Genomic DNA, 19040 nt, shown 5'->3' with positions numbered 1-19040 from the left:
AGCCGGGACAAACTTGCACGTCCCGGCTGCCGCTATACGAGGTCTTGCCGTTCTTATCTGAATTCCGCGAGCAGCTTGTCGAATTCCGCTTCGGGAAGCGTGAGGTCCTGCTTCGCGAGCGCTTCGGGCTTGAAGCCGACCGCCATGTCCTCGTACGACTTGCGCGTGGTGTCCTGGTAGATCAGGCCCGTCAGCATGCCGTTCGTCTCCATGATCTTCGTCATCGCCGCGATCCGGTTGCCCGGATCGTAGTCGGGGAACTGCTCCAGGTTGACGATGTTCTCCTTGAACCAGTCATACGTGTTGACTTTGTTGAACGTGACGCACGGCGAGAAAACGTTGATAAGCGAAAAGCCTTTGTGCCGGATCGCCTGCTCGATCAGCGAAGTCAGCTGCTTCAGGTCGCTGGAAAACGATTGGGCGACAAAGGTGGCGCCTGCGGACAGCGCGATCTCGAGCGGCGACAGCGTCGTCTCGATCGAGCCTTCCGGCGTCGACTTCGTCTTGAAGCCTTCCGCGCTGCGGGGAGACGTCTGGCCCTTCGTCAGGCCGTAAATCTGGTTGTCCATGACGATGTAGGTGATGTCCAGGTTCCGGCGGATCGCATGCACCGTATGGCCCATGCCGATCGCGAAGCCGTCGCCGTCGCCGCCGGAGGCGATGACGGTCAGCTCGCGGTTCGCAAGCTTGACGCCTTGGGCGATCGGCAGCGCGCGGCCGTGAATGCCGTGCAGCCCGTACGCGTTAATGTAGCCGGAGATCCGGCCGGAGCAGCCGATGCCCGAGACGACGGCAAGCTGTTCTGGCTCGAGGCCTACGTTCGCGGCTGCGCGTTGAATCGAAGCCTGCACCGTGAAGTCCCCGCAGCCGGGGCACCAGTTCGGCTTGACGTTGTTGCGGAATTCCTTGAAAGTCGCCATTACAGCTTCAGCTCCTTGCAGGCTTGATAAACTTCGGAAGGCAGGAAAGGCGTGCCGTCGTATTTGAGCAGATTCACGATTTTGTCGTGAAAGCCGACGTTTTGCTTGATCAGGTTGGCGAGCTGGCCCGTCGCGTTATTCTCGAGCACGACGACCTTGCCGGCTCGCTCCAGATAAGGGGCGAGCAGGTCGCTCGGGAATGGATGCATCTGGCGCACCGTCACATGGCTCGTCGCGATACCCGCCTGCTTGAGCCGGCTTTGGGCCTCGTTAATCGTGCCGCCCGTGGAGCCCATCGACACGATGAGCAGATCGGCAGGCTCGCTCGGCCCGTCCGACTTCACGGCATCGGTCATGCGCAGGGCATTCAGCTTGTTCAATCGCTTATCCATCATCTTGCGGCGGTTGACCGCGCTCTCGGACGGACGGCCCTCCTCGTCGTGCTCGACGCCGGTCACATGGTGAATGCCGTGCTTCGCCCCCGGCAGCACGCGGGGCGATACGCCGTCTTCGGTGAATTCGTAGCGCTTGAACAGCTTGTTCGGCTCCGCCGGCGCAAGCTCCTGCTCGAGCGGGATAAGCTTGCCGCGCTTGATCTCGATGCGGTTGTAGTCGAGCGGCTCGCACGATTGCTTGCCGAGGGACAGCTGCAGGTCGGTCGCCACGATGACCGGCACCTGGTATTCCTCCGCGATGTTGAACGCTTCGATCATATCGTAGAAGCATTCCTCGATCGTGCTCGGCGCGATGACGACCTTCGGGATCTCGCCGTGCGTGCCGTAGATCAGCGCGTTGATGTCGGACTGCTCCTGCTTCGTCGGCAAGCCGGTCGAAGGCCCGCCGCGCTGCGTATCGATGATGACGAGCGGCGTCTCGGTCATGCCCGACAGGCCGATCGCTTCCATCATGAGCGACAGGCCCGGGCCGGCCGAAGCCGTCATCGTCCGCACGCCGCCATAGTTGGCGCCGATCGCCATCGTGACCGCCGCGATCTCGTCTTCCGTCTGCACGACGGTGCCGCCGAACTTCGGCAGCTTTTTGATCAGATACTCCATCACTTCCGACGCGGGCGTGATCGGGTAGGCGGACATCAGCCGGCAGCCGGCAGCGACGGAGCCGAGGCCCAGCGCCTCGTTGCCGATCATGAACAGCTTCTGTTTGCCGTCCGCTTCAGCCAGCTTGAACGCTTCGATCGGACCGCCGGCCTGCGCGAGCACGAATTCCGCGCCGCGGCGCACGGCTTCGACGTTTTTCTCGACGACGGCCGCGCCCTTGCGCCCGAACTCCTCTTCGACCGCCCGGTTGAACACCTCGATCGGCAGACCGAGCAGCGCCCAGGAAGCCCCGGACGCGACCATGTTTTTCATCAGCGACGTGCCGAGCTCCTCGGCAATCGCCGTGATCGGCACGGCGAACAGCTGCGCGTCCACGCCCTCCGGCACGGCCGGCGCGAACTTGGCGTCCGCGACGATGACCCCGCCCGCGCGAAGCTCCTTCGCGTTCAGGTCGATGCTCTCCTGGTCGAACGCCACAAGAATGTCCAGATCGTCCGAGATCGCGCGAATCGGGTGCGTGCTGATACGGATTTTGTTGTTCGTGTGACCGCCCTTGATCCGCGAGGAGAAGTGGCGATAGCCGTATAAATAGTAGCCGAGCCGGTTGAGCGCCGTCGAAAAAATACGGTCCGTACTCTCGACGCCCTCCCCCCTGCTGGCCGCCTATTTTCCAAGAAAGTTGCTCGATCAATGCTTCCATCTCCTCATGCATAGGGTGACTGGTATCGATAATAGCCATGCTCGAACAATATGCGATATACTTATTCGCTTTCGACATAAACAAGGCGCTGATCTAATAAATTTTATGATTCGTCCTGTCAAATTGCAATAGTTTCAGTCGAAATGCACGACGATACTTTTTACGTACGGTCATCGTTTTGCCTTTAGATTCACCAGGTTTTTGCGTTATTTCAGATTGTCGGTTAAAAAGCGCCGCGCATGTCCCGACAGCCAGCCGCGAACGAGCCGCTCGGGGTGTCGCGCCAGCAGCGCATCCGCTAACGCAGGATAATCGGCGGGGCCGGCAAGGCCTTGCGTATACGTATCGATACCGTCGAAGTCCGAGCCGAACGCGATGTGGTTCGCTCCGCCGAGGGCGCACACATGCTCGACATGCCGCAGCACGTCGTCGATGCCGGCGGGTCTTAGCGCTTGGAGAAAAAACGGAACGAACGTGATGCCGATCAATCCGTTCGCCGCGACGAGCGCGCGGATCTGATCGTCCGTCAGGTTGCGCGGGTGCGGACAAAGCGAGCGGGCGTTGGCGTGCGAAGCGACGAACGGCCGTCTCGCGAGCTCCGCCGTATCCCAGAAGCCTTTTTCGGACAGATGCGCGACGTCGACGAGTATGCCGAGCGCTTCGCATTCCGAGACGAGGCTGCGCCCTTCCTTCGTCAAGCCGGCGCCTCGGGGTTCCATGATGCCGTCGCATGCCCAATTCGCCTCGTTCCAGGTGAGACCGAGCATCCGAAGCCCGAGCCGATGGAGCAGGCGAAGCGCCCACCGCTCTCCGCGCAGCGCGTCCGCGCCTTCGAGCGTTAGCAGCGCCCCCTCTCTGGGATGCCTCCGGAGCGAGTACCGCTTCCACGTCCGCGCCGCTCCGCACGAGACGCATGCCTGGCGCGGACAGCACTTTGTCATGGAAAAGCGCCGCTTGGCGCAATGCGCTTTCAGGCGTTTTCGGCATACCTGCCGGCACCCAGATCGCGAACGCCTGAAGACCGACATTCCCCCTCGTCAATCCTTCGGCGGTCACGTCCAATCCGCCATTGGGCGCTGCGCTCCAATCCAGCTTCGGGTCGCGATCGAGCTTGCTGAGCGCGTCGCAATGCAGATCCGCGATTCGCATGCCATCTCCTCCTCCGATTTTCGGGCACAACAAAAAACCTGCGGGCGCGCGAGAAGCGAGCTGCGCGGCAAGCTCCGCGGCATCCGCACCCCTGCGAGGCAGGTTAACGCTTGTTATCGGACGATCGCTTCCGGCCGGTTATCTGGGCTCCACGATGAGCTTGATGGCCGTGCGGTCTTCCCCGTCGATGACGATATCCGTAAACGCCGGTATGCAAATCAAATCGACGCCGCTCGGCGCGACGAATCCTCTCGCGATCGCCACCGCCTTGACCGCCTGGTTCAGCGCGCCGGCGCCGATCGCCTGCAGCTCCGCCCCTCCACGCTCACGTAGCACCCCTGCCAATGCGCCTGCGACGGAGTTTGGGTTCGATTTTGCCGATACCTTTAATACATCCATGACCAGTTCCTCCTTGGGGTTAAGGATGGGCTCACTAACCGATCATATTCGGGACGACGAGGATTAATTCCTGCCCTTCCGGATTGGCGCGGCGATCTATTTTCGAATTATTCAGAAAATGATACTTACAATTGAAAAAAGGCGCTTCAACATGCGAAAAGCCGCGCTCCCGGGCGCGGCTCCGCTTACGTCGTTCGTGTTCGCTGTCATCGCGCGACTTGCCTGCTTGGCGTCACGCAGGAATCCAGCTGTCTTCGTCCACGCGTATCGTTCGGACGCTGACGGCTTTGCCCGTCGTTTCATCGATGTCGACGAACAATCCGTTCAGATGCCACTTCGTCTCGGCCACCTGAAACCGGGCGGGCATGCCGGTGATGAACTTGCGCAGCACGCTCTCCCGCTCCATGCCGAGCACGCCGTCGCGCGGTCCCGTCATGCCCGTGTCCGTCACGTACGCGGTGCCTTCCGGCAGAATCCGGTCGTCGTTCGTCTGCACGTGCGTATGCGTGCCGAGCACGACCGAGGCGCGTCCGTCGAGGTGCCAGCCCATGGCGATTTTCTCGCTCGTCGCCTCGGCGTGGAAGTCGACGAGGATGCACTTCGTCTTGCGCCGCAGCTCGTCCACGATCTCGTCCGCCTTGCGGAACGGGCAGTCGGACGGCGGCAGGAAGGTGCGCCCGATCAAATTCACGATGGCCAGCTCCCGGCTGCCGCTCTTGATGATCGTATAACCCCGGCCTGGCGTGCCCGGGGGCAGGTTGGCCGGACGAACCATCCGGGCTTCGTCGTCGATAAATTCAAAGATCTCGCGATTGTCCCAGGTGTGATTGCCCATCGTGATGCCCTGCACGCCGGCCGCGAACAGCTCGCGCGTGATCGCGGCGTTAATGCCCCGCCCGCCTGCGGCGTTTTCGCCGTTGGCGATGACGATATGCGGCTGGTACCGGTCCTTGAGCCACGGCAGCAGACGCTTGACGGTATCCCGGCCGACTTGGCCGACGATATCCCCGATAAAAACGACTTTCATGTCATCCACCTTTCTGTCGCTCGGCCTGTCTATTCCCGCAGGTCCGAGAACGGAGAAATGGCCGCCAATCGTGGCGGCCACTCCCCCGTATAGCTTTGCTGTTACTTGGCGTATTCGACCGCCCGCGTCTCGCGAATGACCGTGACCTTAATATGTCCCGGATAATCGAGCTCGCTCTCGATCTTCTTCGTAATATCCCGCGCAAGCCTGAATGCTTCGCCGTCGTCGACCTTTTCGGGCTGCACCATGACGCGAACTTCGCGTCCGGCCTGGATGGCGTACGACTTCTCGACGCCTTCGAACGACTCCGAGATGGCTTCGAGCTTCTCCAGCCGGCGAATATACGTCTCGAGCGTCTCGCGGCGCGCGCCCGGACGGGCCGCGCTGAGCGCGTCGGCTGCGCCGACCAGCATCGCGATGACCGAAGTCGCCTCCACGTCGCCGTGGTGGGACGCGATACTGTTGATGACGACCGGGTGCTCCTTGTATTTCTTCGCCAATTCTACGCCGATCTCGACATGCGAACCTTCCACTTCGTGGTCGAGCGCCTTGCCGATATCATGCAGCAAGCCGGCGCGTTTGGCGAGAGAAATGTCCTCTCCGAGCTCGGCTGCCATCAGTCCGGTCAAATATGCGACCTCCATCGAATGCTTAAGCACATTCTGGCCGTAGCTCGTACGGAACTTCAGGCGACCGAGAATCTTGATGAGGTCCGGATGGAGACCGTGAACGCCCACCTCGAACGTCGCTTGCTCGCCGTACTCGCGGATCCGCTCGTCCACTTCGCGACGGGACTTCTCCACCATCTCCTCGATGCGGGCCGGGTGAATGCGTCCGTCTGCGACGAGCTTTTCGAGCGCGGTGCGCGCAATCTCGCGGCGGATCGGGTCGAAGCCCGACAGGATAACGGCCTCCGGCGTATCGTCGATAATCAGGTCGATGCCGGTGAGCGTCTCCAGCGCGCGGATGTTGCGGCCTTCGCGGCCGATGATCCGCCCCTTCATCTCTTCGTTCGGCAGCGTAACGACGGATACCGTCGTCTCCGCCACGTGATCCGCGGCGCAGCGCTGAATCGCGAGCGAGATGATGTCCCGGGCGCGCTTGTCGCCCTCTTCCTTCGCCTGCTGCTCGATGTCTTTGATCAGTTGAGCGGTCTCGTGACGCACTTCCTGCTCGACCGTGGACAGAATCAGCTGCTTCGCGTCTTCCATCGTCAGGTTCGAGATGCGTTCGAGCTCCGTTATTTGCTGCTTATGAAGCGTCTCGATCTGTTCTTGGGTCTCTTCGATCCGTTTCTCTTTGTTGGCGACTTGCTCCTCCTTGCGTTCCAGCTGCTCCAGCTTGCGGTCCAGCGATTCTTCCTTCTGAACCAGCCGTCTTTCCTGCCGCTGAATCTCGTTGCGGCGCTCTCTAATATCGCGTTCCGCTTCGTTCCGGAGCTTGTGCACCTCGTCTTTGGCTTCCAGTACCGTCTCCTTGCGGAGGGCGTCGGCTTCTTTTCTCGCATTTTCTACGATTTGCTTGGCCGCCTCTTCGGCACTGGATATTTTAGCTTCCGCAATGGACTTGCGTACAACATAACCGATCCCAAAGAAAAGCACGCCAACAACGATGACGATCAAGACCCAGATCCATGACTCCATGGTCTTCACCTCCTCGTTGTATCACCAAGGCAAATCTTGGGACACCTATTCAATTGTGCGCCGGTTTCAGAACCGTTCCGTAATCTCGCGTAAATCGTCGAAAATTCACTATCCGAATCGTTTTTTTGGAAGGAAAAAGAATCGGTAGCGCGATGATGGAATACTCATTCATTGTATCTTTTGTGAAAATGGATTGTCAAGCAATGCAAGGACGCGCTCTTCTCGCTCGTCCTCAGATTCGGTAGCGCCCGACGAAAGCGTCTCCGTCGGCTCGGCAGGCGGCACAGGCGGCAGGCGGCGAGGCAGGCCGGAGCAGCCCGCTTGAACGCCTTAATCCAGCCCGTCCTCTTCGTACGGCTCCTCCGGCGCATCCCACTCCTCCGCGTCGGCTGCCGCTTCGGACGCTTTGCGCACGGCTTCGCGAGCCGCCGCGCCGGGAAATCCTCTTCGCAGCAGGATGTTCATCAGCTTCATCTGCCGCTCCCGTTCGCTCTTCCCTTTTACGGAAGGCCAGCGCTTCAGGGCAAGCGCCAGCGCGGCGCTTCGCTCCGCATCTTCGTCGATTCCCTTGATCGCTTCGTCGATCTCGCGCTTGTCGACGCCGCGCTGCATCAGCTCCTGACGGACCAGTCGGCTCCCTTTCTTTTGCCCGGACACGCGCTGCTCGGCAAATCGCTGCGCGAACATGGCGTCATTGACGTATCCTTGTCTCGCCAGGCGCTCAAGGCAGCCTTCGATCGCCTCGGCCGCATAGCCTTTGCGGGCCAGCCCCCCGCCGGAGCTCCGCTTGCGTGCGGGCTTTAAAATCGAGCATATAAAGCGCCGAGCGGTACGCCTCTTCCTTTTCCTGCTCTTTGCGGAGCATCTCCCATTCTTCCGGCGACAGGCGCCGGTCCTTCAGAAGCCGCCAAGCGACAAGCGTGTCCTCGTGGACGCTGATCAGCGCCTGCTCCGCCTGACCCTCTACCGCGATCGCAAGCTTGTACATGGCAGGCCGCTTCGCATCCGCCTCCACCGCCACGATAACGGCGGATGCGGAACCCGAAGACGCAGCCGGCGCTTCATCGCTGTTCGTCTCTTCTTTTAAAGGACGTTTCGGCGAAGCCGCGCGCCGCGTGCGCGAACGCTCCCACTCCCGTTCGTCGGAGATATCGACGACACCGTCCGCCGGATTCGGTTTTCCTTTTTTTCTGACCATCGCCGGTCAACCTCCCAGCCTGCGTATGCGGCGGCGCGTTTGAGCCGCCTATGTTCAAAAGGGCATCCGCGGCTGCGGACGCCCTCAAGCTGTAACGCTTATTCGTTTTCGAAGTCAGGCTCTTCCTCGTCTTCTTCGTCCTGCGCGGCGTTCGTACGGGCCGCCACGGCCACTTCGTTCAGTGTGGCCTCGCGAATTTGCCGCTCGATCTGCCCGCAAAGCTCCGCATGATCCTTCAGGAACTGCTTGGAATTTTCCCGTCCCTGACCCAGGCGTTCGCCATTGAAGGAGAACCAAGCGCCGCTCTTCTGCACGATATCGAGCTCGACGCCGATGTCGATGATGCTGCCTTCGCGCGAAATGCCTTCGCCGTACATGATGTCGACCTCGGCTTGCTTGAACGGCGGAGCGACCTTGTTCTTCACGACCTTAATGCGCGTCCGGTTGCCCACGATATCGTTGCCCTGCTTGATCGATTCGATCCGGCGCACGTCCAGACGCACGCTGGCGTAGAACTTGAGCGCGCGGCCGCCGGGCGTCGTCTCGGGATTGCCGAACATGACGCCGACCTTCTCGCGAAGCTGGTTGATGAAGATCGCGATCGACTTCGACTTGCTGATGGCGCCGGACAGCTTGCGCATCGCCTGCGACATCAAACGGGCCTGCAGGCCGACGAACGAGTCGCCCATGTCGCCTTCGATCTCCGCCTTCGGCACGAGCGCCGCCACCGAGTCTACGACCACGATATCGACAGCGCCGCTGCGCACGAGCGCTTCCGCGATCTCCAGCGCCTGTTCGCCGGTATCCGGCTGGCTCAGCAGCAGCTCGTCGATGTTGACGCCCAGGTTCCGCGCATACATCGGATCGAGCGCATGCTCGGCGTCGATAAAGGCGGCTTGTCCGCCGGACCTTTGCACCTCGGCGATCGCATGCAGGGCGACGGTCGTCTTACCGGAGGACTCCGGTCCGTATACTTCAATAATCCGGCCCCGCGGGAATCCGCCGATCCCGAGGGCGATATCCAAAGCCAGCGCTCCGCTGGAGTAGGTCTCGACTTGGAGGTTGGCTTGCTCTCCCAGCTTCATGATAGAACCCTTGCCGAATTGCTTTTCAATCTGGCGCAATGCCATCTCTAATGCGGCGCGACGATCGGACAACACACCCACATCCTTATCCTTTGATAGTTATATTATAACTTTTTACGAACCGTTTGCCAAGCATTTTGCGAACATTTGTTCGAAAAACTTCCAAAAAAAGAACCGTAGCAAAGTATTCTTCGCTACGGTTCTTCCGCAACTTTCCTATTAAATCTATCATAATTCGACTATTGGCGCAAGCATTTGCGCGCGATGCGATTTTATTAAAGACTGCCGATCGATAGATAAATTCCCCCGGAATCGCGAAACCCGCCAGCGGCCACGCGACGGCCATCTCGCGCAAAGCGCGCGATGCAACCGATCAATCCTTGCCGGTCAACCGCAGCCAAGCCATGTAAAGCGCTCGCTTCGCGGCCCGAATCCGGATGCCTTCGCGGTCGCCCTGCAGCTGGAGCTTCTCCGCGCGAACCGGCTTGCCCCGCTCGGCGATTCCGATGAAGACGAGGCCGACCGGCTTGCCTTCGGAGGAAGCGGGACCGGCCACGCCGGTCACCGACAAGGCCAGATCCGTGTCGGTCGCCTGACGGACCCCCTCCGCCATCGCCTTCGCCGTCTCCTCGCTGACCGCGCCCGGCGCCCCGTCGCCTTCGAGCAGCGCCTCGTCGACCCCGAGCAGATCCCGCTTCACGGGATTGCTGTAGCTGACGACGCCGCCGAGGAAAGCGTCCGCACTGCCCGGCACCGTCGTCAGCAGCGTCGCGATCAGGCCGCCCGTGCAGCTCTCCGCGCAGGAGATCGTCCGCCGCTGCTCCGCGAGCAGTCGGATAACCTCGGCCTCCAGCGCCACGTCGCGCTCGGCGTATAGGTACCGCTCGCCGCGTCTGCGAATCTCCTGAAGGGTCGGCGCCAGCCTCGCTTGCGCCTCTTCGGCGGTCAACGCCTTCGTCGACACGCGAAGCGCGACCTCGCCTTCCTTGGCGTACGTCGCGAGCGTCGGATCGCGCTGCGCCTCGATCAGGTCCTTGAAGAGCTCTTCGAGCGCGGACTCGCCGATTCCGCAGAAGCGAAGCATAACCGAGTGAAGCGATGCCGCCTCGCCGAGCTTTTCCTTCAGCCAGGCGGTGCCGTCGTTCAGGAACATCGGCTTCATCTCGCGCGGCGGGCCCGGCAGCAGCATATAATGCGTGCCGCCGGCCGCGAGCGCGCTGCCGACGGCGAGACCCGCGTCGTTGCGCAGCGGCGACGCTCCCTCCACGAGCATCGCCTGGCGGCGGTTGATCGCGATGAGCGAAGGCTCCCTGCCCGCGAACATCGCTTCGATCTTGGCCAGCGTCGGCTCGTGCATCTCGATGCCGACGTCAAGATGGGCGGCCAGCGCATCGCGCGTAAGGTCATCCATCGTCGGGCCCAGACCGCCGGTAAAAAGAACGAGATCGGCCCGCGACTCCGCGACAGCGATCGCCTGTCTCAGACGTCCTTCATTGTCCCCGACGACCGTTTGAAAATAAACGTCGATCCCGAGCTCCGCAAGTCGCTGCGACAAAAACTGCGCGTTCGTATTGACGATCTGACCGAGCAATAGTTCCGTGCCGACCGCGATAATCTCCGCTCTCATGCGCCCGGACGCGCCCCCTTGCCGTCGCCGCCCGGTGGATCGGACAGCGGGATCAAATTTTTGTTTTTAACGAAGTAATCGACGCCCGAGTAGACGGTAATAGCCGCTGCGGCCCAGACGGCGATCGTATCGAGCGGAAAGTGCACGTAAATGAACGGAAAGTTGTTCAGCAGCAGCACGATGATCATCGCGATTTGAATCGCCGTTTTCCATTTGCCCCACTTGCTGGCGGCAAGCACGGCGCCTTCGAGCAGGGCGACCTGCCGAAGGCCGGTGACCGCCCATTCGCGGCTGATGATGACGATGGCGACCCAGGCATCCAGCTTGCCCATCTCGACGAGCGAGATCAGGACGGCCGCCACGAGCAGCTTGTCCGCGAGCGGGTCGAGCAGCTTGCCGAGGTTCGTGACGATCTTGTGCTTGCGGGCGATATATCCGTCGAGACCGTCGGTGCTCGCCGCGATGATGAAAAGGAGCAGCGCGAACACCTGGTTGTAGGAAATCGAATAATCGCCGAAGGTAAGCGGAGACACGTCCAGCTTGATCAGCAGGAAAAAGGTCATGATCGGCACGAGGAAGATGCGGACGAGCGTGATGCGATTCGCCAGATTCATGCGGACACCTCCCCATCGTCATGCCGGCCGCGCGCTTGCGCGGCGGGGTGCGGGTTGCGGAGCCATTGTCCGCGGACTGTCTCTACCATGAATGACTTCCCCCCAGGTTTTTCGCCAGATTAAATGTTCATGTCAGTATAAATGAAGGCTCGCCGCAGTGTCAAAAACGGTCGAATCGCAAGCGGACGCTCAACGGTAATTCGTGAATTGAAGCTCGAGCGGCAAGTCCGCGCCCGTCAGAAGCGACATGACCGCCTGCAGATCGTCCTTGCTCTTGCCCGTCACGCGAAGCTGATCGCCCTGGATCTGGCTTTTTACCTTCAGTTTGGAATCCCGAATCAGAATATTGATTTTTTTCGCGTTTTCCTGATCGACGCCCTGCTTGAGCTTGATATGCTGGCGAACGGTGCTGCCGGACGCGGGCTCGATCTTGCCGTAATCCAGATTGCGAATCGGCACGCCGCGCTTGATCAGCTTGCTCTGCAAAATGTCGATGACGCTTTTGAGCCGATATTCGTCGTCCGAAGCGACGGTCAGCGCCTCGCCTTCGAGCGCGATGCTGCTTTTGCTTCCCTTGAAGTCGAACCGGGTCTCGATTTCCTTTACCGCCTGCTGTACCGCGTTGTTCACTTCTTGGAGATCAACCTTGGAGACGATGTCGAACGAATATTCGGATGCCATATGTAGTCTTCCTTTCCCTTTCATCGATTGTGTACATTATAAACGATATGCGCCGGGGTTTCCAAGACGACGGGGCCAGGCGCGATTGCCGCCGCCGCAAAAAAAAAGAATGAGTGCTTTTTCGCGCTCATTCTCCTTCCCGGTTCGGCTATCTGCCGCGGGCCGGCTCCCGAAACAAATCGAGCACGCCGAGTACGATCCACGCCAGCCCGAAGCCCAGAATGCCGTAACCCCAGGCGCTCGGCGTCATCACCCAGCCCAGCAGGCCGACAACGACGCCGATCGCGGCCACGATCCAACTGACTGCCATTCGCCCCCCACCTCCACGCTAGCGTATCCGTTGCTTACACTAGCCTGTCTCTTCGGGGTTGCGAATATTCGCCGTCATCGTCTGTCAAGGCGTCGGGGTCGCCGATGGTCCCGCATCGCCGACCACCGTGAAAATGAATCTTCTGCGGCCCGGAACGTCCTCGTCGTCGACGGCGATGCCGTCGATCTCGATCTGCGCGCCTTTGGCGAAGCCCAGGTTCACGTACAGCGGCGTCTCGCCGAGCTCGAACGTCAAAATCTCGCTTTGCTCGGGCGTTTTCCCGTAAAGCGACTTGCCGGACGAGTTGTTCTCGTTCACGCCGACCCAGCTCTTCCCGCCGGGGAACGTAATCTTCAACTGGTGCGTCCCCGCCGGAGAGACGTCGAAATAATAACGGCTGTTCTTTTTCTCGCGGAACGTCACGGTCGTCTGCGGCGGCGTAGGCGTCGGCGTAGGCGTCGCGGTAGGCGTCGGCGTCGGCGCCCCGGCGGAGGACGGCAAAGCCGTCTCCGTCGTAATCGACGGCGGCGACGACGCCGGCGGCTTGTTCGTCTCCGTCTTATTGTTCGCGTAATAGACGTAGATGACGACGGCGATCAAGATCGGGAACAGCCACATGAGCGAAGTGACGACCACTTTGCCGATCCGGTCGTTGTGCTGGACCCTGCGGCTCTTGGGCTGTATATAAGAAGGCTCCGGCGAACCGGCTTCCGGCGCCTGCGCCTTCGGCAATTCCTTGTGATAAAGGCGAAGTACCTCTTCGGCGTCAAGCCCTACCGTCTCGGCATAGGTCTTGACAAAGGCGCGAACGTAAAACGATCCGGGAAGCACTTTATAATCGCCCGACTCGATGGCTTCAAGGTAGCGTTTGCGTATTTTCGTAATTTCCTGGATGTCGTCGAGGGTGTACCCCCGCTGCTCCCTCGCTTTGCGAAGCAGCAATCCCAGATCTGACACACACTTCACCTCCCTGCCGTTTCCGTAAGAATCTGCTCCAAGCCGTTAAAATCGAATTCGTCAAAAACCGCCGTCGAGGCCCGCGGTCGTAAAGTTCTCGTACGTAATCTCCTCGTCGGGCGTATTGCGCAGCTCGATGATGCAATCGAAGACGTCGTAGTCGAAGCTCGATTCGCGGACGAAAATGTCGGGATGCTCGATCACCTTCGTCGAAGGCATCGCCATGATGTCCTGCAGCAAGCCGTAATGCTTGTCGTTGGAGCGGATCGTGCTCACGATGCCGTCGATGATGAACACGTTGTGCGGATTCATCTCCTCCTCGGACAGCTGGCTGCGCACCGTCTGCCGCAGCAGCGTCGAGGATACGAACGCCCAGCGCTTGTTCGCGCAGACGCTGCCGGCGATGATCGATTCGGTCTTGCCCACGCGCGGCATGCCGCGCAGCCCGATCGTCTGGTTCCCATCCTGCTTGAACAGCTCTCCGAGAAAGTCGACCAGCAGGCCAAGCTCGTCGCGCGTAAAACGGAACGTCTTGCGATCGTCGGAATCCCGTTCGATATATCTTCCGTGGCGCACGGCCAGAATATCCGTCAGCCGCGGCGGACGAAGCGTCACGATCGATATATTTTCGACCTTGGCCAGCATTTTGCCGAGCAGCTCGATTTTTTCGTCGTCGTCGGTCTGCAGCAGCATGCCCCGCGTCCGGTCTTCGACACCGTTGATGGTCAGGATGTTCACTTCGAGCATGCCGAGCAGAGACGCGATATCTCCGAGCAAACCCGGACGGTTTTTATGTATCTTATATTCCATATACCACTGTTTCGTATTCATTAGACACCTCGTCGCCGTTTCCTTCAAACTTCATTCTACAACGGTGGACCCGCTCCTGCAAAAGTCAGCATAAGATTCCTACTAAAGTCCTATACGGTAAACCACGCCGCTCGGAGCCGGCAGGTCCGCGCAAGTCCGAATAGAAACAAAGAAGACTCCGCCACCGATCGGCAGAGCCTTCCTTCTTGTCCGTCGTCCAGCTTAGCTATGCTTGGCGAGCTTGACCATAAGCGCGGCCATCGTCTTGCGTTCGGACTCGTCGCCGACGTCCCAAAGCTCCTTCAGGACGCGCTGTTCTTCGTTTTTCGGGTCGACCTTGTTGTCGAGGAATTCGCCGATCTCGTACGCGAGCTTGGCAATCGCGTCTTCGCCGATCCCCAAGTCCTTCGCGGCCTCGATCCGGTCGCCCAGGAATTTTTTCCAGGACTCAAAGTTGCTCAGCACGGTAGACATCCGACATCCTCCTTGATGGGTGAGATCAATGCATGGATAGGATGTCCCCGGACGCCGCGCATTATTCGGCTCGCCCTGCCGCTACATTCGCCATCCGCCGGTAAGGCCGATGACCTGGCCCGTAATATAACCGGCGTCTCCAAGCGTCAAAAAGCGCACGAGCTCCGCCACCTCGTCCGGGTCCGCGAACCGCTTCATCGGCACCTCCGCGCGAAGCTCCGCGAGCTCCGAAAGCGCAAGCTCCGCCAGCATGTCCGTCTCGACGAGGCCCGGCGCTACGGCATTGACCGTGACGCCGGCAAAGGCCAGCTCCCTCGCCAGCGCCTTGGTCAAGCCGTTCAAGCCGCCTTTGGCCGCGGAATACGCGGCTTCGCCGGCGGCGCCGACGACGCCCCACACGCTGCTGACGTGCACGATCCGGCCGCTCCGTCGCCATGACATCGTCGGCCCGAAGCGCTTGGCCAGTCCGTAAGCGGCTTTGAGGTGGACATGCTGAATGTCGTCCCACGCCTCTTCCTCCAGATCCTCCAGCAGCCCGTAGTGCGCCGTCCCTGCCGCATGCACCAAAATATCGGGCATGCGGCCGGCTTGCTCAAGCGATTCCTTGAGCGCCTGGATATCGGCGCTCGACCGAACGTCGGCGGACGCCACCTGCGCGAACGGGGCGCCGAGCGCCAGACACTCGGCAGCCACCGCTTCGGCGCGGTCACGCGAACTGTGGTAATGCACGATCAAGCCGGCGCCGTCTCTGGCTAGCCTGCGCGCGACCGCCGCCCCGATGCCCCGGGAAGCGCCGGTGACAAGCGCGCAGCAGGGCGCGCGGCGGGCGCTTGCCTCATGCTCCGCCAACGTCACTCGGCGTCCGATCGGACGATGCAGACCGATCTGCTGCCGTCGTCGCCCAGCAGACGAAGCCGATCATGAACCTCGTCCAGCGTGATGCTCTCGTACAAACGCACGACGTCGAACAGATCTCCGCCCTTGAAGCGGTAGCGGGTAAATTCGCCGGCGATCGCTTCGGGACTGTTCAACATTCGCAAATAGGCGCCGATCTTTTTCGCCCGCGTGCGCTCGAACGACGCTTGCGGGAGACCGTTCTTGATCGCTTCGTCGATCGCCGCCGCGACGCGCTTCAACAATTCGTCGGGATCCCGCGTATCCCCGCCGATGACCGTAAACGCGTAGCCCGGGCCCGTGTTGTACTCGTGTCCGAAGCTGTCCGAGATGAGATTGTCGTCATAAAGTCGCTGGTAAACCGGCGAGCTCGAGCCGATCAGCACGTCGAGCATCAGCTTGGCCGCGAGCTCTCTGCGGATGCCCGCCTCCCCGTCGGGGAACGGGCCGGATTCCTTGAAGCCGATCATGCACTTGGGAAGCGATACCGGCAGTTTGACGACGCGGCGCTTTTCGCGCGCGCCGGACGGTTCGGCTTCGAACAGACGCTCGATTTGGCCGCCGGGGGCAAACGTTTTGCGCGCCTGATTGCGCCTGACCCGTTCGAGCGTCGCCTCCGGTTCGATCCCCCCAACGACGAACAGCGTCATGTTGGAAGGATGATAAAACGTCCGGTAGCAATCGTAAAGCTGCTCCTTCGTGATCGAACGAACGGACGCTTCCGTGCCTGCGATGTCGATATTCACGGGATGCTTCTCGTACAGCGCTTCGATCAAGCCGAAGTAGACGCGCCAATCCGCATTGTCCTTGTACATGTTGATTTCCTGGACGATAATGCCTTTTTCTTTTTCCACGTTCTCGTCCGTAAAATACGGATTCTGCACGAAATCGAGCAGCGTATCCAGGCTCGCGAGCGGATCGCCCGCCGTCGAAAACAAATACGACGTCCGGTCGAAGCTCGTGAAAGCGTTGGCGGAAGCACCCTGTTCGGCGAAGCGGGAAAAGACGTCGCCTTCGGGCTCTTCGAACATTTTGTGCTCGAGGAAATGGGCGATGCCGTCCGGTACCGCGCGCGCCTCCTGCCCTTCGGGGCGGAAATGATTGTCCACCGAGCCGTATCTGGTCGTAAAGGTCGCGTACGTCTTCGTAAAGCCGGGCTTCGGCAGTACGAATACCTCGAGACCGTTGTCCAGTATCTCGCGGTAGAGCGTCTCCTGCAGCTTCGGATAATCAAGCTTGGACATGGGCCGCCTCCTCCTTCAGGTCGCGCAGGAAGTAGATCGTATCCAGTCCGACGCCCCCGGCTACCGCGGCGGCGCTTTCCGCCGTCACGGACGCGATCGCCGCGATCAGTTCGTCCGCGCTCCGCTGCTTGCCCGATACGACGCCGTTAAAGTCGAACGCAATGCGCTCGAATGCCGAGTCCTGAATCTCGCGCAGCTGATTGACGAGCATCGCCTTCGTCTTGGAAAGCTCCTGCTCCTCGATGTTGCCCGCCCGCATCTGGTCGAGCTGCTCGCGGATAATGTCAAGCGCGCGTTCGTAATTCGCGATCTCGATGCCCGACTGGATCGTGAGCAAGCCTTTGTGGCCGTCGAGACGGGAAGAGGCGTAATAAGCGAGACTGGCTTTTTCCCGAACGTGGATAAAAAGCTTGGAATGCGGGAAAGCGCCCAATACGCCGTTGTATACGAGCAAATCCGGGTAGCGGTCGTCGGAATAGGCAATCCCGGTCCGCAATCCGAGGTTAAGCTTGCCTTGGCCCACGTCCAGCCGTTCGACGATCGTCCGCGGCGCCTCGGAAGCGGGCTTGATCTCGGCGGCGCGATAGCCGCCCGGCTGACCGTCCGGAAGCTTGAAGTACTGCCCGGCCCATGCGGCCACTTGTTCGAGCGACGTATCGCCGGACACGTACAGGTCGAACACCGCTTCGTCCAGCCATCGTCGGTAGCTCTCGTATAACGTTGCGGGCGTGATCTGCGGCAGCTCTTCCTTGCGGCCGAGCGCGAGCAGCCTGTAAGGCTCGTTTCTGCACATCTCCTCGAGGCAGCGCTCCGCCGCATAGCGGATTTTATCGTTGATAATGGACTCGATCCGTTTTAGTACGGTCGTTTTTTCCGATTCGACGTACTTGGCGTTAAAGGCGCCGCCCTCCAGGGCCGGCTCCGTCAACGCCTCGCCGAGGAAACGCAGCGCCTCTTCCAACAGCGACTGGCTCGAGGACACGAATGCGTCGTTAATGATATCAAGGCGGAATTGAACGATCTGATAGTCGCCCCGTTTGTAAATATCGAAGCCGAAGCCGGCGCCGTATAACTCGTCGAGGCGCTCGCGGAACTGGATCGTCTCCGGGTAGGACCGGGTGCCGCGGCGAAGCACGAACGGCGCGAGCGCGACCGGCGTGACGGTCGATTCGCTCAGCGGAACGCCGGCGAACAGCGACAGTGAAAAGGTCTTGAACCGGGTGGTCGGCAATACGTGGATGCGCATCCGGCCGACTGCGCCGCGCTGGAACACTTCAGTCTGCAAGGCCTCAGATCCCTTCCCTGATTCTGGATTCAAGCCCATTCTAGCGCATGGTCAAGCCCGAAGCAAATAAGGCGCGGCAGAAAAAAAGATCAGTTGCAAAAAATATGCTGCCCGATCGTCTTGTACTGCGGCCTCGACCAGATCCACTTCGAAGTCGCCGTCTTCGGATTGAAATAATACAGGCAGCCGTCCGTCGGATCCCAGCCGGACAGCGCGTCCTTGACGGCTTTGGCGGCCGTCTCGTTGGGGGTCAGATAGATCTGGCCGTCCGCCACCGCGGTGAAGGCGCCCGGCTGGAAAATGACGCCCGATACGGTGTTGGGGAACTCCGAAGCGCGAACGCGGTTCAAGATAACCGCCGCCACGGCAACCTGCCCTTCGTAAGGCTCGCCGCGCGATTCGCCGTATACGGCGTTGGCCATCAGCTTCAAGTCGTTGGCCGACAGTCCCATATCGTTCGACGCGGGCAGGTTGGCCTCGTTCGATCCGCCGCCGCCTCCGTTACCGCCGCCGGCGTTTTGTCCCGATCCGGTCTCCTTGCCGAGATCGGCAGCGGTGGGCTTCCAATCCTTCGTCGCTTCCCACAACTTCAGCTTCGTCTTGCCGCCCACGACGCCGTCCGCCTTCATCCCGAACTTCCATTGGAACCACTTGACCGAATTCAGCGTGGCCGACCCGAAATTGCCGTCCACTTTACCGCTAAAGTAGCCTAAGTATTTAAGTCTGCCCTGGAGCTCGTAAACGTCCTTGCCCGATGCGCCGCTTTTGATGACGGCACTGCTGAACACCTCGCGCGCCGCGTGCGGCTTGTCGAGCCGGTTCAGCGTATAAAGCCCGAACAGGCAGCAGACCAGGCACACGGTCAAAATAACCAAACGATAGCGCATTTTCATTCACGCCTTCCTCTCCTTAATCGTCGTTCGTGCGCGCAGCCCTGGTGGGCCGCGGGCATGCTTGAGGATAGTATG

The 19040-nt window shown here is 60.6% G+C and carries 19 protein-coding genes and 1 pseudogene; all 20 read right to left on the bottom strand.

Going from position 1 to position 19040, the window contains the following annotated elements; all coding sequences use genetic code 11:
* Window positions 1-53: 53 nt before the first annotated feature.
* Window positions 54-920, bottom strand: coding sequence for a 2-oxoacid:ferredoxin oxidoreductase subunit beta (locus OMP40_RS26515; RefSeq protein WP_277535842.1), 867 nt, complete (start codon window positions 918-920; stop codon window positions 54-56).
* Window positions 920-2666 (bottom strand): annotated as a pseudogene (locus OMP40_RS26510) (2-oxoacid:acceptor oxidoreductase subunit alpha). The gene OMP40_RS26515 and the pseudogene OMP40_RS26510 overlap by 1 nt, the downstream one beginning before the upstream one ends.
* Window positions 2667-2881: 215 nt before the next feature.
* Complete coding sequence (locus OMP40_RS26505; RefSeq protein WP_277535841.1) at window positions 2882-3616, bottom strand: dipeptidase; 735 nt, start codon at window positions 3614-3616, stop codon at window positions 2882-2884.
* Window positions 3617-3962: 346 nt separating this feature from the next.
* Complete coding sequence (locus tag OMP40_RS26500; protein ID WP_044877525.1) at window positions 3963-4223, bottom strand: stage V sporulation protein S; 261 nt, start codon at window positions 4221-4223, stop codon at window positions 3963-3965.
* Between the two features lie 232 nt (window positions 4224-4455).
* Window positions 4456-5250 (bottom strand): TIGR00282 family metallophosphoesterase, encoded by a 795-nt coding sequence (locus OMP40_RS26495; RefSeq protein ID WP_277538043.1) that lies wholly within the window; start codon window positions 5248-5250, stop codon window positions 4456-4458.
* A gap of 101 nt (window positions 5251-5351) precedes the next feature.
* The gene (gene rny / locus OMP40_RS26490) at window positions 5352-6893 is read right to left on the bottom strand and encodes a ribonuclease Y (protein WP_090115788.1); all 1542 of its coding nucleotides are present in this window, start codon (window positions 6891-6893) and stop codon (window positions 5352-5354) included.
* A gap of 330 nt (window positions 6894-7223) precedes the next feature.
* Window positions 7224-7580 carry a regulatory protein RecX gene (locus OMP40_RS26485; protein ID WP_420872044.1) on the bottom strand — a complete coding sequence of 119 codons (357 nt, stop codon included), beginning with the start codon at window positions 7578-7580 and terminating at the stop codon, window positions 7224-7226.
* Window positions 7581-7614: 34 nt separating this feature from the next.
* Window positions 7615-8091: a regulatory protein RecX gene (locus OMP40_RS26480; RefSeq protein ID WP_277535838.1), complete on the bottom strand. Its 477-nt coding sequence runs from the start codon at window positions 8089-8091 to the stop codon at window positions 7615-7617.
* Window positions 8092-8189: 98 nt separating this feature from the next.
* On the bottom strand, window positions 8190-9248 hold the full coding sequence (gene recA / locus OMP40_RS26475) for a recombinase RecA (RefSeq protein ID WP_277535837.1): 1059 nt from the start codon (window positions 9246-9248) through the stop codon (window positions 8190-8192).
* Between the two features lie 301 nt (window positions 9249-9549).
* Entirely contained in the window at window positions 9550-10803 is a 1254-nt protein-coding gene (locus tag OMP40_RS26470; RefSeq protein WP_277535836.1) for a competence/damage-inducible protein A, read from the bottom strand.
* Window positions 10800-11417 carry a CDP-diacylglycerol--glycerol-3-phosphate 3-phosphatidyltransferase gene (pgsA, locus tag OMP40_RS26465; RefSeq protein ID WP_277535835.1) on the bottom strand — a complete coding sequence of 206 codons (618 nt, stop codon included), beginning with the start codon at window positions 11415-11417 and terminating at the stop codon, window positions 10800-10802. Before pgsA ends, OMP40_RS26470 begins: the two co-directional genes overlap by 4 nt.
* A gap of 189 nt (window positions 11418-11606) precedes the next feature.
* Window positions 11607-12098 carry a YajQ family cyclic di-GMP-binding protein gene (locus OMP40_RS26460; RefSeq protein WP_277535834.1) on the bottom strand — a complete coding sequence of 164 codons (492 nt, stop codon included), beginning with the start codon at window positions 12096-12098 and terminating at the stop codon, window positions 11607-11609.
* Window positions 12099-12246: 148 nt separating this feature from the next.
* A complete protein-coding gene (locus tag OMP40_RS26455) occupies window positions 12247-12408 on the bottom strand; it encodes a hypothetical protein (RefSeq protein ID WP_277535832.1) in 162 nt (53 codons plus the stop codon).
* Between the two features lie 84 nt (window positions 12409-12492).
* Window positions 12493-13365 (bottom strand): helix-turn-helix domain-containing protein, encoded by an 873-nt coding sequence (locus OMP40_RS26450; RefSeq protein ID WP_277535831.1) that lies wholly within the window; start codon window positions 13363-13365, stop codon window positions 12493-12495.
* A 60-nt stretch (window positions 13366-13425) separates the two neighbouring features.
* Window positions 13426-14196 (bottom strand): DUF3388 domain-containing protein, encoded by a 771-nt coding sequence (locus OMP40_RS26445; RefSeq protein WP_277535829.1) that lies wholly within the window; start codon window positions 14194-14196, stop codon window positions 13426-13428.
* Between the two features lie 201 nt (window positions 14197-14397).
* Window positions 14398-14649, bottom strand: coding sequence for a DUF3243 domain-containing protein (locus OMP40_RS26440; RefSeq protein WP_090115780.1), 252 nt, complete (start codon window positions 14647-14649; stop codon window positions 14398-14400).
* Between the two features lie 81 nt (window positions 14650-14730).
* Window positions 14731-15498, bottom strand: coding sequence for an elongation factor P 5-aminopentanone reductase (ymfI, locus tag OMP40_RS26435; RefSeq protein ID WP_277535828.1), 768 nt, complete (start codon window positions 15496-15498; stop codon window positions 14731-14733).
* Window positions 15499-15500: 2 nt separating this feature from the next.
* The gene (gene yfmH / locus OMP40_RS26430) at window positions 15501-16787 is read right to left on the bottom strand and encodes an EF-P 5-aminopentanol modification-associated protein YfmH (RefSeq protein WP_277535826.1); all 1287 of its coding nucleotides are present in this window, start codon (window positions 16785-16787) and stop codon (window positions 15501-15503) included.
* Window positions 16774-18072, bottom strand: a complete 1299-nt coding sequence (gene yfmF, locus OMP40_RS26425; RefSeq protein WP_277535825.1) for an EF-P 5-aminopentanol modification-associated protein YfmF — start codon at window positions 18070-18072, stop codon at window positions 16774-16776. The genes yfmH and yfmF overlap by 14 nt, the downstream gene beginning before the upstream one ends.
* 89 nt (window positions 18073-18161) lie before the next feature.
* A complete protein-coding gene (gene sleB, locus OMP40_RS26420; protein WP_277538040.1) occupies window positions 18162-18959 on the bottom strand; it encodes a spore cortex-lytic enzyme in 798 nt (265 codons plus the stop codon).
* Window positions 18960-19040 lie beyond the last annotated feature (81 nt).

It is taken from the genome of Cohnella rhizosphaerae (assembly GCF_029525575.1).
In the GTDB taxonomy this organism is placed as follows: Bacteria; Bacillota; Bacilli; order Paenibacillales; family Paenibacillaceae; genus Cohnella; species Cohnella rhizosphaerae.
Note: the sequence above shows the minus strand (reverse complement) of the source record. Positions and strands in the feature narration are given on the sequence as shown.